Annotated in this window: 13 protein-coding genes; 3 read left to right on the top strand and 10 right to left on the bottom strand. The window is 58.6% G+C overall.

The features are described 5' to 3' along the window. Positions 1–10: 10 nt before the first annotated feature. Positions 11–661, bottom strand: a complete 651-nt coding sequence (gene rlmE / locus B348_RS0107640) for a 23S rRNA (uridine(2552)-2'-O)-methyltransferase RlmE (RefSeq protein ID WP_017735545.1) — start codon at positions 659–661, stop codon at positions 11–13. 105 nt (positions 662–766) lie between these two features. On the opposite strand from rlmE, the gene B348_RS0107635 reads away from it, so the two are divergent. Then, positions 767–1,075, top strand: a complete 309-nt coding sequence (locus tag B348_RS0107635; protein ID WP_017139256.1) for a YhbY family RNA-binding protein — start codon at positions 767–769, stop codon at positions 1,073–1,075. A gap of 9 nt (positions 1,076–1,084) precedes the next feature. Here the strand turns inward: B348_RS0107635 and B348_RS0107630 are convergent, their stop codons facing one another. The 8 genes from B348_RS0107630 to grpE form a co-directional block, all read right to left on the bottom strand. Further along, the gene (locus tag B348_RS0107630; RefSeq protein ID WP_026136638.1) at positions 1,085–1,489 is read right to left on the bottom strand and encodes a hypothetical protein; all 405 of its coding nucleotides are present in this window, start codon (positions 1,487–1,489) and stop codon (positions 1,085–1,087) included. A 28-nt stretch (positions 1,490–1,517) separates the two neighbouring features. Then, complete coding sequence (gene greA / locus B348_RS0107625) at positions 1,518–1,994, bottom strand: transcription elongation factor GreA (RefSeq protein ID WP_003235048.1); 477 nt, start codon at positions 1,992–1,994, stop codon at positions 1,518–1,520. Further along, on the bottom strand, positions 1,991–5,212 hold the full coding sequence (carB, locus tag B348_RS0107620) for a carbamoyl-phosphate synthase large subunit (protein ID WP_017735543.1): 3,222 nt from the start codon (positions 5,210–5,212) through the stop codon (positions 1,991–1,993). The genes greA and carB overlap by 4 nt, the downstream gene beginning before the upstream one ends. A 105-nt stretch (positions 5,213–5,317) precedes the next feature. Beyond that, positions 5,318–6,454: a glutamine-hydrolyzing carbamoyl-phosphate synthase small subunit gene (gene carA / locus B348_RS0107615; RefSeq protein WP_026136637.1), complete on the bottom strand. Its 1,137-nt coding sequence runs from the start codon at positions 6,452–6,454 to the stop codon at positions 5,318–5,320. Positions 6,455–6,713: 259 nt separating this feature from the next. After that, positions 6,714–7,520: a 4-hydroxy-tetrahydrodipicolinate reductase gene (gene dapB / locus B348_RS0107610; RefSeq protein ID WP_026136636.1), complete on the bottom strand. Its 807-nt coding sequence runs from the start codon at positions 7,518–7,520 to the stop codon at positions 6,714–6,716. A 9-nt stretch (positions 7,521–7,529) separates the two neighbouring features. Beyond that, positions 7,530–8,654 carry a molecular chaperone DnaJ gene (dnaJ, locus tag B348_RS0107605; protein WP_017735540.1) on the bottom strand — a complete coding sequence of 375 codons (1,125 nt, stop codon included), beginning with the start codon at positions 8,652–8,654 and terminating at the stop codon, positions 7,530–7,532. Between the two features lie 316 nt (positions 8,655–8,970). Next, positions 8,971–10,887, bottom strand: a complete 1,917-nt coding sequence (gene dnaK / locus B348_RS0107600; protein WP_017735539.1) for a molecular chaperone DnaK — start codon at positions 10,885–10,887, stop codon at positions 8,971–8,973. 102 nt (positions 10,888–10,989) lie between these two features. Next, positions 10,990–11,550 carry a nucleotide exchange factor GrpE gene (grpE, locus tag B348_RS0107595; protein WP_017735538.1) on the bottom strand — a complete coding sequence of 187 codons (561 nt, stop codon included), beginning with the start codon at positions 11,548–11,550 and terminating at the stop codon, positions 10,990–10,992. 254 nt (positions 11,551–11,804) lie between these two features. Between grpE and recN the strand changes: the two genes are divergently transcribed. Further along, the gene (recN, locus tag B348_RS0107590) at positions 11,805–13,478 is read left to right on the top strand and encodes a DNA repair protein RecN (RefSeq protein WP_017735537.1); all 1,674 of its coding nucleotides are present in this window, start codon (positions 11,805–11,807) and stop codon (positions 13,476–13,478) included. Positions 13,479–13,563: 85 nt separating this feature from the next. Here the strand turns inward: recN and fur are convergent, their stop codons facing one another. Then, the gene (gene fur / locus B348_RS0107585; RefSeq protein WP_026136635.1) at positions 13,564–13,968 is read right to left on the bottom strand and encodes a ferric iron uptake transcriptional regulator; all 405 of its coding nucleotides are present in this window, start codon (positions 13,966–13,968) and stop codon (positions 13,564–13,566) included. A gap of 98 nt (positions 13,969–14,066) precedes the next feature. Here fur and B348_RS0107580 point away from each other — a divergent pair, with 98 nt between their 5' ends. Continuing rightward, the gene (locus B348_RS0107580) at positions 14,067–14,594 is read left to right on the top strand and encodes an outer membrane protein assembly factor BamE (RefSeq protein ID WP_017735535.1); all 528 of its coding nucleotides are present in this window, start codon (positions 14,067–14,069) and stop codon (positions 14,592–14,594) included. Positions 14,595–14,640: the final 46 nt, after the last annotated feature.

Raw genomic sequence — 14,640 nt, 5'->3', positions numbered from 1 at the left:
CTCGGCTTTCTTAAAAACGCTCTTCGCTCGTCGCACCTTCGACGCCACGGAAGCCGCGGCACAGCAGGTATTGTTCCCTGGAGCGGTCTCGGGAAGAGTCTGGCTTACGCGTCTGCACCTTATCGAACAACTTGCGTATGTTCTTGTGGTACTCGTCGAAACCTTCACCCTGGAAGACTTTCACCAGGAAATCGCCACCAGGGCGCAATACCCGACCCGCCAAATCCAGCGCCAGCTCGCAAAGGAACATTGCACGCGGCATATCGACGGCCGGTAATCCACTCATATTGGGGGCCATGTCGGAAATCACAAGGTCTACCTGCGAATTTCCCACCGCCTCGAGGATTTCAGCGAGCACCGTGTCCTGGGTAAAGTCACCATGAACAAAGGTCACGTCAGGGATGCTGTCCATCTCAAGGATGTCGGAAGCGATAAGGCGACCTTGCCCACCAATCAGACGACTGGTCACCTGGGACCAGCCACCGGGGGCGGCACCAAGGTCGATAACGCTCATGCCTGGACGAATCAACTTGTCCTTGTCCTGGATCTCCAGCAGCTTGTAGCTGGCGCGGGAACGGTAGCCGTCCTTCTGCGCCTTTTTGACGTAAGGGTCGTTGAAATGCTCTTGCAGCCACTTAAGGCTAGTTTTGGAACGGGCCACGGGCCACCTCGAAAATAAAACGGGTCGTGATTAACTGGGCGGTCCCGGACTCGCTCGGGTAAACTGGCCGCCGCTTTTTACAAGATCAGACGCAGGGGTCAGATTATGCCGCTCACTCAAGAGCAGAAGAAACAGTACAAATCCATTGGCCACCATCTGAAACCAGTTCTGATTGTGGCAGACAACGGTTTGACTGAAGGTGTGTTAGCCGAACTTGAACGCGCATTGGGCGATCACGAACTGATCAAGATCAAGGTCAACATCCTTGACCGCGAAGCGCGCCTGGCCGCCATTGCAGAACTGTGCAAGGTGGGCAAAGCGGACCTGGTTCAGGTCATCGGCAAGATGGCGCTGCTGTATCGCAAGAATTTCAGCGTCAACAAGCAACTGTCGAACGTTCATCGCTTCAAATGATTCAAAGGGTCACGGGCGTGCTTCGCGCGCCCTGCCACTCCATCCCGGCGCCGGCTGTACCACCAGCACCAAGCCAGAGAACCCCAATACAAGATAGCTGAACAACTGCCAGCGCAACGCTTCCGGCAGCCACACATGCACGATGCAGAACATTGCACACGCATACAGCGCCATCAACAGCAGTTGGCCGCGAATATCCCGCCACAAACTCCCCCAGCCTTCGGCCTTGACCAGCACCAGCGCCTGGAGTGTCACGCACGCCGCCGCAAAACCCACCAGCAGTGCACTCAGTAATCCGCCGATCTCATCGATCAGCAACGGTGCCAGGCCAATCAGGCCCAGCGCCGGCAAAACACCAATGTGCAACAACCACAGGCCGCCTACCCAGAGCATCTGGGAGAGCTGCCAAAGCATGGCGCCCGCACGAAGCGGGCGCCGCCGTTCAGACGTGACGAACTTCAACAATCTCGTACTCGATCACGCCACCCGGCGTCTTGACAGCCACCACATCACCCTCTTCCTTGGCAATCAAGGCGCGAGCGAGCGGCGAGCCGACGGAGATTTTGCCGAGTTTGAAGTCAGCTTCATCTTCACCAACGATGTGGTAAACCACGCTCTCGTCAGTCTCGACGTTGGCGATTTCCACGGTGGTGCCGAAAATCACCTTGCCCGTCTTCGGAATGGTCGTCACATCGATGACCACCGAATTCTGCAGGCGACCTTCGATGTCACGGATCCGCGCCTCGACCATACCCTGCTGCTCACGGGCAGCGTGGTATTCGGCGTTTTCCTTCAAGTCACCCAGCTCGCGGGCCGTACCGATGTCCTGGCTCAGCTTTGGACGTACGACCTTGGTCAGGTGGGCGTGCTCCTCTTCCAGGGCCTTGAAGCCCTGGACGGTCATTGGGTATTTGGTCATGCCTTCAATCCTGCGTGTAGATCCTGCAAGCGGCGCACGGTTTTTTCAGGACCGAACTTGAGCGCTTCGCAGATGGCTTCGCCAGCAGCAATGGTGGTGGTGCAGTAGATCTTGTGCTGCAAGGCGTTACGGCGAATGGAGTAGGAATCCGCGATCGACTGGCGACCTTCGGTGGTGTTGATGATCAGGGTGACTTCGTCATTCTTGATCATGTCGACCACGTGCGGACGGCCTTCCGTCACCTTGTTCACGCGACGCACTTTCAGGCCGGCAGCTTCGATCAGCTTGGCGGTCCCGGCAGTGGCCACGACTTCGAAGCCCAAGTTGATCAGATCACGGGCCACGCCTGCAACCAGTGGCTTGTCGTCATCACGCACGCTGATAAACGCAGTACCGCCGGTCGGCAGCACTTCGCTGGCGCCCATCTGGGCCTTGGCGAAGGCTTCACCGAAGGTATCGCCCACACCCATCACTTCACCGGTGGACTTCATCTCTGGGCCCAGGATCGGGTCCACACCAGGGAATTTGGCGAATGGGAACACCGCCTCTTTCACACTGTAGAAGTTCGGAATGATTTCCTTGGTGAAGCCGATTTCCTTCAGGGTCTTACCGGCCATCACGCGGGCAGCGATCATGGCCAGGGACACACCGATGCACTTGGAAACAAACGGCACGGTACGCGAAGCACGCGGGTTGACTTCGATGACGTAGATGTCTTCGCCTTGCAGCGCCAACTGTACGTTCATCAGGCCGACCACGCCCAGCTCCAGGGCCATTTTCTTGACCTGTTCACGCATCTCGTCCTGGATGTGCAGGGGCAGCGAGTACGGCGGCAGCGAGCACGCGGAGTCACCGGAGTGAACGCCCGCTTGTTCGATGTGCTGCATGATCGCGCCGATCACCACATCAGTACCGTCGCAGACAGCATCCACGTCCATTTCAATGGCGCAGTTGAGGAAGTGGTCCAGCAGCACCGGGCTGTCGTTGGACACTTTCACCGCATCACGCAGGTAACGCTTGAGCTCTTCTTCTTCGTAGACGATTTCCATCGCACGACCGCCCAGTACGTAGGACGGACGCACCACCAACGGGTAGCCGATCTTGCTGGCGGCACGAATGGCCTCGTCTTCGCTGCGCACGGTGGCGTTTGGCGGCTGACGCAGGTTCAGGCGCTCAACCATTTGCTGGAAGCGCTCACGGTCTTCGGCACGGTCGATGGCGTCAGGGCTGGTACCGATGATCGGTACGCCAGCGGCCTCAAGGGCGCGGGCCAGTTTCAACGGGGTCTGGCCGCCGTACTGGACGATCACGCCTTTCGGCTTCTCGACGCGCACGATTTCCAGCACGTCTTCCAGGGTCACTGGCTCGAAGTACAGGCGATCGGAGGTGTCGTAGTCGGTGGAAACAGTTTCCGGGTTGCAGTTGACCATGATGGTCTCGTACCCGTCTGCGCGCAGGGCCAGAGCGGCGTGCACACAGCAGTAGTCGAACTCGATGCCTTGGCCGATACGGTTCGGACCGCCACCCAGGATCATGATCTTGTCGCGACCCGACGGCGCAGCTTCGCACTCTTCCTCGTAGGTGGAGTACAGGTATGCGGTGTCGGTGGAGAACTCGGCGGCGCAGGTGTCAACGCGCTTGTAGACCGGGAAGATCTCCAGCTTGTGGCGATGGGTGCGCAGGTTCTTCTCGGTCACACCCAGCAGCTTGGCCAGACGCTGGTCGGAGAAACCCTTGCGCTTGAGGTGGAACATCATGTCGCGGTCGATGCTGGCCAGACCCAGGGTCTTGACCTTCTCTTCTTCCTTGATCAGATCTTCGATCTGTACCAGGAACCACGGGTCGATCATGTTCATGCCGAAGATGTCTTCGACGGTCATGCCGGCACGGAAGGCGTCAGCCACGTACCAGATACGCTCGGCACCCGGCACGGTCAGCTCGCGCTTGAGCACGCTCATGCTTTCCGGGTTGCTCAGGTCGAGCTTCTCGTCCAGGCCGCAAACGCCCACTTCCAGGCCGCGCAGGGCTTTCTGCAGGGATTCCTGGAAAGTCCGGCCGATGGCCATGACTTCACCCACGGACTTCATCTGCGTGGTCAGGCGTGCGTCAGCCTTGGCGAACTTCTCGAAGGCGAAACGTGGCAGCTTGGTCACAACGTAGTCGATGGACGGCTCGAAGGACGCCGGGGTCTTGCCGCCGGTGATGTCGTTCGACAGCTCGTCCAGGGTGTAACCCACCGCCAGCTTGGCCGCGACCTTGGCGATCGGGAAGCCGGTGGCTTTCGAAGCCAGGGCCGACGAGCGGGATACACGCGGGTTCATCTCGATCACGACCATGCGGCCGGTGTCCGGGCAGATGCCGAACTGAACGTTGGAACCACCGGTCTCCACGCCGATCTCGCGCAATACCGCCAGGGAGGCGTTACGCAGGATCTGGTATTCCTTGTCGGTCAGGGTCTGTGCCGGAGCCACAGTGATCGAGTCACCGGTGTGCACGCCCATCGGGTCGAAGTTTTCGATGGAGCAGACGATGATGCAGTTGTCCTTCTTATCGCGGACAACCTCCATCTCATATTCTTTCCAGCCGATCAGGGATTCGTCGATCAGCAGCTCTTTGGTCGGCGAAAGGTCCAGGCCACGGGCGCAGATTTCTTCGAATTCTTCACGGTTGTACGCGATGCCACCACCGGTGCCGCCCATGGTGAAGGACGGACGGATGATGCACGGGAAGCCCAGGGTCTCGAGGACCGCATTGGCCTCTTCCATGCTGTGGGCGATACCGGAACGCGGGCACGCCAGGCCGATGGACTTCATCGCCTTGTCGAAACGCGAACGGTCTTCAGCCTTGTCGATGGTGTCGGCATTGGCACCGATCATCTCTACGCCGAACTTCTCCAGGACGCCTTCGCGCTCCAGGTCCAGGGCGCAGTTCAGGGCGGTCTGGCCGCCCATGGTTGGCAGCAGCGCGTCCGGGCGCTCCTTCTCGATGATCTTGGCAACGGTCTGCCATTTGATCGGTTCGATGTAGGTGGCGTCGGCCATGTCCGGGTCGGTCATGATGGTGGCCGGGTTGGAGTTCACCAGGATGACGCGGTAACCCTCTTCGCGCAGAGCCTTGCAGGCCTGAGCGCCGGAGTAGTCGAATTCGCAGGCCTGGCCGATCACGATCGGGCCAGCGCCGAGAATCAGGATGCTTTTTATGTCTGTACGTTTTGGCATGGGTTTGTCACTCAAATCCGCAGGTCAGTCGGCAAGCCGTCTTGAACAATCCTTGAAGTGCCCGCGGGGGCCACCGAAATTCGGGGCCGCCCGCAGGTCGCTCAGTCAGCGTCGCTTGGCCATCTCATTGATGAAACGGTCGAACAGCGGCGCTACGTCGTTCGGGCCCGGGCTGGCTTCAGGGTGGCCCTGGAAGCTGAACGCGCTCTTGTCAGTGCGCTCGATGCCTTGCAGGGAACCGTCGAACAGCGACTTGTGAATGGCGCGGACGTTGCCCGGCAAAGTCGCTTCATCCACCGCAAAACCGTGGTTCTGGCTGGTGATCATCACAACGCCAGTGTCCAGATCCTGCACAGGGTGGTTGGCACCGTGATGGCCGTGACCCATTTTCAGGGTCTTGGCGCCGGAGGCCAGGGCCAGCAGTTGGTGACCGAGGCAGATACCGAATACCGGAATCTCGGTCTCCAGCACTTCCTTGATCGCCTGGATGGCGTAGTCGCACGGCTCAGGATCGCCCGGGCCGTTGGACAGGAACACGCCGTCCGGCTGCAGGGCCAGGACATCGCTGGCCGGGGTTTGCGCCGGCACCACGGTCACGCGGCAGCCGCGCTCGACCAGCATGCGCAGGATGTTGTACTTGACGCCGTAGTCGTAGGCCACAACGTGGTATGGCAGGTCAGCGGCTTCGAGGGTCGCGTGGCTGTCGGTCTTCAAGTCCCAGACAGTGGAGCGCCACTCGTAGGATTCCTTGGTGCTGACGACTTTCGCCAGGTCCATGCCTTTCAGGCCAGGGAAACCCTGTGCTGCAGCAATCGCCGCGGCTTCGGAAATGTTGTCACCGACCATGATGCAGCCGTTCTGCGAGCCTTTTTCACGCAGGATGCGTGTCAGGCGGCGCGTATCGATACCGGCGATCGCCACAACGTTGTTGGCTTTCAGGTAATCGGACAGCGACATCGTGTTACGCCAGTTGCTCGCAACCAGTGGCAGGTCACGAATCACCAGGCCGGCCGACCAGATACGATCAGACTCGACGTCTTCCGGTGTAGTGCCGGTGTTGCCGATGTGCGGATAGGTCAGGGTAACAATCTGTTGGGCGTAGGAAGGATCGGTAAGGATTTCCTGATAGCCGGTCATGGCAGTGTTAAACACCACCTCTCCAACGGTCTGACCGTCGGCTCCAATGGCTTCGCCGCGAAAAATGCTGCCATCAGCAAGGGCGAGTATGGCTGGCTTAGTCAAGAAGACCTCCCGTAAATAAAGCCTGAAAGGGCGATCGCAGGTTGTAAAAAAGCGGAGTGACGTATGGACACGTCACCCCGCTTCTTCACTGAATTATTCTGCGCGCTTTTAGTGGACACACTAAAGCTGTAGCTTACAGAAAAAGGCTTTTTTGGTCCACCGCTAATGAGCCTAAAAGGCAGGGGAATGCGACAGGACGTCGCTTAGCGGGTAAAAACGGGGCCTCAGGATAATCCTGAGGCCCCGTTTTAGCTACTGATTAGTGCAGATCCAGCACGTCGCGCATGTCATACAGACCCGGTTCGCGACCTTCCAACCACAGCGCAGCACGTACCGCACCCTTGGCAAAGGTCATGCGACTGGATGCCTTGTGCGTGATTTCCAGGCGCTCGCCCTCAGTGGCGAACAGCACCGTGTGATCACCGACCACATCACCCCCGCGCACGGTCGCAAAACCAATGGTGTCACGCGCACGCTCACCGGTATGGCCTTCACGGCCGTACACCGCCACCTTCGACAGATCACGACCCAGCGCGTCGGCAATTGCCTCACCCATGCGCAGCGCAGTACCCGACGGCGCGTCGATCTTGTGACGGTGATGGGTTTCGATAATCTCGATATCCGCTTCATCGCCCAGCACACGAGCGGCCAGGTCCAGCAACTTGAGCGACAGATTCACGCCGACACTGAAGTTGGCGGCAAATACGACCGGAATCTCCTTGCCCGCCTCCACCAGCAACTGCTTCTGCTCAGCGCTCAAACCTGTAGTACCGATAACCATGGCCTTGCCCGCCTTGCGGCAGAACGCCAGGTTTTTCAGCATCACGTCCGGCAGCGTGAAGTCGATCAGCACGTCAAACTCATCGGCCACCTGCGCCAGGTCGCCCGACAACGGCACACCGATACGCCCCAACGAGGCCAACTCACCGGCGTCCGCACCGATCAGCGTGCTGCCGGGGCGAACGATCGCCGCCGTCAGCCCGGAGACCGGCGAGCGCTGCTGCACCGCCTCGATCAGCGTTTTTCCCATGCGCCCGGCAGCGCCCATCACGGCTATACGTCGCATATTCATTCCTTACAGGTCGCCGAAGAAGCGCTTCACACCATCGAAAAAGCCCGTGGTCTTCGGCGAGTGGGAGTCATCACCCGCCAGCGAACCGCGGAACTCTTCAAGCAGTTCGCGCTGGCGACGGTTCAGGTTGACCGGCGTCTCGATCGCCACACGGCACATCAGGTCGCCAGCACCGCCACCGCGCACCGGCGCAACGCCTTTGCCACGGATACGGAACTGCTTGCCGGTCTGCGTCCCCTCAGGAATCTTGAGCTTCACCCGGCCGTCAAGGGTCGGAATCTCCAACTCGCCGCCCAAGGCTGCATCGACAAAGCTGATAGGCACTTCGCAGAACAGGTGCTTGCCGTCACGCTGGAAGATCGAGTGCTCACGCACATTGATCACCACGTACAGGTCGCCCGTTGGTCCGCCCTGGGTACCCGCCTCGCCCTCGCCCGACAGGCGGATGCGATCACCAGTATCGACGCCCGCCGGCACTTTCACCGAAAGGGTCTTGTACTCTTCGACGCGGCCTTCGCCGTGGCAAGCGTCGCATGGATCGGAAATGATCTTGCCCTGGCCATGGCAACGCGGGCAGGTCTGCTGCACCGAGAAGAAGCCTTGCTGCATACGGACCTGACCAATACCACCACACGTCGGGCAGGTGATCGGCGAGGAGCCTTTCTTCGCGCCCGAGCCATCGCATGGCGTGCAGTTGACCAGCGTTGGCACGCGAATATTGACGCTGGTGCCGCGCACAGCTTCTTCCAGGTTCAGCTCCAGGGTGTAGCGCAAGTCGCTGCCACGCTGGGCGCCACCACGCTGGCCACCACGGCCACCGCCGAAGAAGTCACTGAAGACATCGCCGAAGATATCGGAGAAGTTCTGACCACCAAAACCGGCGCCGCCGCCACCCATACTTGGGTCGACACCGGCATGGCCGTACTGGTCGTAGGCCGCACGCTTGTTGGGATCAGACAGGCATTCGTAGGCCTCGTTGGCCTCTTTGAACAGCTCTTCGGATTCTTTGCTATCCGGGTTACGGTCCGGGTGATGCTTCATCGCCAGGCGACGGTAAGCCTTCTTCAGGTCCGCCTCGCTGGAGCTGCGCTCCACACCCAACACAATGTAATAGTCACGCTTTGCCATAAGTCTTTGCACTCTTAAGGACGTTCGGCCAGACCCTCCTGAGCCCTGCCAAACTCGTTGAGCCCCAATACAGGCCCGGACCCAACTCACGTCAATTCAACGATCCTGGTCATTACTACTTTTAGCCAGGTGCCCGGCCAAAATGCGGTATTTACTGCTCGGAAAGCAGGAGCATTCCCGATCACACCGCCAGCACCCGAACGCTGTCGCATGCTGTAAAAATTCGTATACCCCAGACACGCCAACGCGGGAGCAAGCTCCCGCGCGGCGACATCCTACCAGTCACCGCTTGATAGCGGTCAACCGGGCGACCAACTTACTTCTGGTCTTTGACTTCTTCGAACTCGGCATCGACAACGTCGTCGTGCTTGGCTTCAGGCTCTGCCTGTTGCGCGCCGCCCTCAGGCTGAGCCTGTTGTTCGGCGTACATTTTCTGAGCAACCGGCGCGGAGACTTTCGACAGCTCCTCAACCTTGGCATCGATGGCAGCCTTGTCGTCGCCTTTGACAGCGGCTTCCAGGGCAACCACGGCAGCTTCGATTGCGGTCTTCTCTTCGGCAGTCACTTTGTCGCCTGCATCAGCAACCATTTTGCGCGTCGAGTGAACCAGGGCATCACCTTGGTTGCGAGCAGCGGCCAACGCTACAAACTCCTCATCCTTGGCAGCGTTGGCTTCACCATCACGAACCATCTGTTGAATTTCTTCATCAGTCAGACCGGAGCTGGCCTTGATCGTGATCTTCTGCTCTTTGCCAGTCGCCTTGTCTTTCGCGCCGACATGCAGGATGCCGTTGGCATCGATGTCGAAGGTCACTTCGATCTGTGGCACGCCACGTGGTGCTGGTGGAATCTCGGCCAGGTCGAACTTGCCCAGGGACTTGTTCTGAGCAGCCTGTTTGCGCTCACCTTGCAGCACGTGAATGGTCACAGCGCCCTGGTTGTCATCGGCAGTCGAGAACACTTGCGATTTCTTGGTAGGAATCGTGGTGTTTTTCTCGATCAGCGCGGTCATCACGCCGCCCATGGTTTCGATACCCAGGGTCAGCGGGCTGACGTCCAGCAGCAGCACGTCTTTCACGTCGCCGGCCAATACCGCGCCCTGGATAGCAGCACCCATGGCAACCGCTTCGTCCGGATTCACGTCTTTACGTGCTTCCTTGCCGAAGAACTCGGTGACCTTCTGCTGAACCAGTGGCATACGGGTCTGACCGCCCACCAGGATCACGTCGTTGATCGCGCCAACGTCGATACCGGCGTCTTTCAGAGCAATGCGGCAAGGTTCGATGGTGCGCTGAACCAGGTCTTCAACCAGCGATTCCAACTTGGCGCGAGAAATCTTCACGTTCAAGTGCTTAGGACCGGTGGCGTCTGCAGTGATGTACGGCAGGTTCACGTCGGTCGCATTGCTGGACGACAGTTCGATCTTGGCCTTTTCAGCAGCTTCTTTCAGGCGCTGCATCGCCAGCGGGTCACCCTTGAGGTTCATGCCGCTTTCTTTCTTGAATTCGTCGACGAGGTAGTCGATCAGACGAATGTCAAAGTCTTCACCACCCAGGAAGGTGTCGCCGTTGGTGGCCAACACTTCGAACTGGTGCTCGCCGTCAACTTCAGCGATCTCGATTACGGAGACGTCGAAAGTACCACCACCCAGGTCATAAACGATCACGGTGTGGTCGCCTTTGGCCTTGTCCATACCGTAAGCCAGAGCAGCTGCGGTTGGTTCGTTGATGATACGTTTTACTTCCAGGCCCGCGATGCGGCCGGCGTCTTTGGTCGCCTGGCGCTGGCTGTCGTTGAAGTAGGCCGGAACGGTGATCACCGCCTCGGTCACTGGCTCACCCAGGTAGTCTTCGGCAGTCTTCTTCATCTTTTTCAAGACTTCAGCCGAGATCTGTGGAGCCGACATTTTATTGCCGTTCACTTCAACCCAGGCGTCACCGTTGTCAGCCTTGGCGATTTTGTACGGAACCATCTTGATGTCTTTCTGTACGACTTCTTCGTCGAACTTACGACCGATCAGACGCTTTACTGCGTACAGGGTGTTGTGCGGGTTGGTTACAGCCTGGCGCTTGGCCGACTGACCAACCAGGATCTCACCGTCATTGGCGTAAGCAATGATCGACGGCGTAGTACGCGCGCCTTCGGCGTTTTCGATAACTTTAGCTTTACCGTTTTCCATAACGGAGACACACGAGTTGGTGGTCCCCAGGTCGATACCGATAATTTTGCCCATGATTTACTCTCCCGAAACTTGAATTTGGTTGCCGCAGCAGTGGTGGCTAACTGCGGTAGCACTTAAACGCTTGACTTATAAATGGGGGCCTTGCGGCGGATTTCAAGCCTGCTCATCAATAGAAGGTGCAACAGGTGCAGGAGCCTTGCTCACCACCACCATTGCCGGGCGCAACAAGCGACCGTTGAGCAGATAACCCTTCTGGAACACTTTCAGCACGCTGTTCGGCTCAAGATCATGGCTTTCCTGCATGGCCATGGCCTGGTGATGCTCAGCGTTGAACGGCTCGCCGCCTTGTGGATCAATGGCTTCCAGCTGATAACGCTTCAGGGTGTCCTGGAACATTTTCAGGGTCAGCTCGATCCCTTCGCGCATTGGGCGGATGTTTTCGTCGTCCGCGTTGGACAACTCCAGGCCACGTTCCAGGCTGTCGATGATCGGCAGCAAGTCACCGGCGAATTTTTCCAGTGCGAACTTGTGGGCCTTTTCTACATCCTGCTCGGCACGGCGGCGGACGTTCTGCAGATCGGCGGCAACACGCAAAGCCTGATCATTCGCAGCGGCCAATTGCTCTTCGAGCACTTGCACACGAGTTGCCATGTCATCGCCGGCAGCCGCATTAGCGTCTGGAGTTTGCGTATCCTGCGTCTGTTCGTCAGCCATAGTTTTCTCCTTTCAAAATCATGCGCGAACTCAACTCGCGCTTCTGTTCCGGTATATGGGGCCACAATTTCCAGGTTCAAGGGCGCGAGCATTACCAAAAGTCTTTCGTGTGTCCCGGATCAATTCCGCCACGGTCATTCCTGATTGCGCTAAAAAAATAAGCCATTCAAGCAAATCGAGCTAAGCGTCAGGATTGTCAGCCCAGAACAAAACACTGTATAAATAACCAGACCTAACGCCTGGGAGCGGCCGTCATGCTCGTGCACCTGTCTGTACATAACTACGCCATCGTTGAACACCTGGATCTCGAACTGGATCGCGGGATGAGCGTAATCACAGGCGAAACCGGCGCCGGCAAGTCGATCATGCTCGACGCCCTGGGCCTTACCCTCGGCGACCGCGCCGACAGCGGCGTTGTGCGCCCAGGCGCCGACAAGGCCGACATCCTGGCGACCTTCGACCTGGCGGATATCCCAGAAGCCGAAGCCTGGCTCGCCGAACGCGACCTGAATAACGACGGCCCGTGCATCCTGCGCCGGGTCATCACCGCCGAAGGCCGCTCCCGCGGCTACATCAACGGCACGCCCTGCCCCCTTGGCGATTTGAAAGCCCTGGGCGAGCTGCTGATCGACATCCACAGCCAGCACGAACACCAGTCCCTGCTGAAAACCGACACTCACCGCCGCCTGCTCGACGAGTACGCCGGCGCCACCGACCTTGCGCGCCAAGTCCAGTTGGCCGCCCAGCGCTGGCGCCAGACGCGCCAGGAACTGGAACGCCTGTCCAATTCCGGTGACGAGCAGCGCGCTCGCCACCAATTGCTCAGCTATCAACTCGAAGAACTCGAAAGCCTGGGTCTGGGCGAAACCGAACTGGAGCAACTTGAGCAGGAACACAAGAACCTCACCAACGCCGAAACCCTGCTGGGCATTTGCCGCCAGGTGGTCGAGCAATGCAGCGAGAGCGATTCGGGCAATGTACTCAACGCGCTGACCGCCAGCCTCAATCGTCTGTCCAGCGTGAACAATGCGTCCGGCTCGCTGAACGAAGCGACCACCCTGCTGACCAGCGCGCAGATCCAGGTCGAGGAAGCCGTTGGCGAACTGAATCGCTTTCTGGACCACTTCGATGCCGACCCAGCGCGACTACAGGAAATCGAAGAGCGCCTGGACACTATCTATACCCTGGCGCGCAAACATCGAATCCAACCCACCGAAGTGGCGACGATGCAGCAAAAGCTGCTGGATGAAATCGAAACCCTGAACGCCAACGACGAATCCATTGAACGCCTTGCCGATGAGCTTGCTGCTTTTGCCCGACACTACCAAGAGAAGGCACGAGAGCTGAGCGATCTGCGACAACAGGCCGCCAGCAGCCTCGCCAGCGCCGTGGAACAGGAAATCCAGCGACTGGGCATGCCTGGCGGACGCTTCACCATTGAGCTGCGGGCCAATACCAACAATGAACTGCAACCTCACGGCCTCGAACAGGTAGAGCTGCTGGTCAGCGCCAACCCTGGGCAACCGCTCAAGGCACTGGCAAAAGTGGCGTCCGGCGGCGAGTTGTCGCGGATCAGCCTGGCGATCCAGGTCATTACGGCGCAAACGTCTCGCGTACCAACGCTGGTATTCGACGAAGTGGACGTGGGCATTGGCGGGCCGACAGCGGAAATTGTCGGCCAACTGCTACGTCGCCTGGGGGATCGCGGCCAGGTACTGACGGTCACTCACTTGCCACAAGTAGCGGCCCAGGGGCATCAACACCTGTTTGTACATAAAGTGCGCGGCAGCGATGCGACGCACACGGCCGTGTCCAAGCTGAATAAATCGGAACGCGTGGAAGAAGTGGCGCGGATGCTCGGCGGCATCGACCTGACCAAAGAGTCTTTGGCGCATGCGAAGAAAATGGTGGTGGCGTCAAAAGCCTGATCTGCGATTTTCACCTTTTATAGAAAGCACGAAGGCGACCCTAGGGTCGCCTTCGATCGTTTCACAGGGCAAATCTGCGCTGTTTTTACTTTTTCTTACGGATGTACAACACGAGATTGTGGTCAACCAGATCGAAGCCATGCTCCTCAGCAATTTTGTGCTGGAGCCTTTCGATTTCCGGGCTGGTGAACTCGATAACCTCATTGGTATCCAGGTCAACCATATGGTCGTGATGACCACCGTCAGCCAATTCAAACACCGCATGGCCACCGTCGAAATTGTGACGAACCACCAGCCCTGCGGCCTCAAACTGGGTCAGTACACGGTAAACCGTGGCCAGGCCAACGTCTTCGTTTGAGTCCATCAGCGCCTTGTAGACATCTTCGGCACTCATGTGGCGCTGCTCAGCAGAATCGAGCATTTGTAGAATCTTGACTCGTGGCAGAGTCACTTTAAGACCGGCTTTGCGTAGTTCGCTATTTTCAACCATGGTTAGCTTTCTCGCGGATGCTGCTTCGCAGCTTCTCTTAATACGGGTATGATCGGCGTTTACGTTGTCCCAGCCAAGATAGTGGAAGTCGCCCACCGATGCAAAACACCAAGCTCTTGCTAACCAGTTTCACCTTTGTGGGACTGCTCGCACTCGCCGGTTGTTCATTCCCCGGGGTTTACAAAATCGACATCCAGCAGGGCAATGTCGTCACGCAGGACATGATAGACCAGTTACGCCCGGGAATGACCCGACGGCAAGTACGGTTTATCATGGGCAACCCCCTGCTGACCGACACTTTCCATGCTGATCGCTGGGATTATCTCTACAGCATCCAGCCTGGTGGCGGTGAACGCCAACAGGAACGCGTCAGCGTCATTTTTAATGGCAATGACCAGCTTGTGAGCCTGTCCGGCGACTTCATGCCCGGTGTAAGCCGTGATGAAGCCTTGCTCGGCAAGGACAACGGCACCACCCCGACTGCGCCAGCGCAGGAAGGCGAGAAGCCGAAGTCCGAAGTACCGGCCAAGCCGGGCTCCCTGCTCGACAAGATCCAGAAAGACGTCGACGGCGTGGAAACTGTTCCAGTTCCGACGCCGCAGCCTCTGGACACCAGCCCGCAGTAAGTTTGCGGCGCTCAACAAAAAGCCCGGCATGCCGGGCTTTTTGTTG

This window comes from Pseudomonas sp. CBZ-4 (assembly GCF_000346755.1).
In the GTDB taxonomy this organism is placed as follows: domain Bacteria; phylum Pseudomonadota; class Gammaproteobacteria; order Pseudomonadales; family Pseudomonadaceae; genus Aquipseudomonas.
Note: the sequence above shows the minus strand (reverse complement) of the source record. Positions and strands in the feature narration are given on the sequence as shown.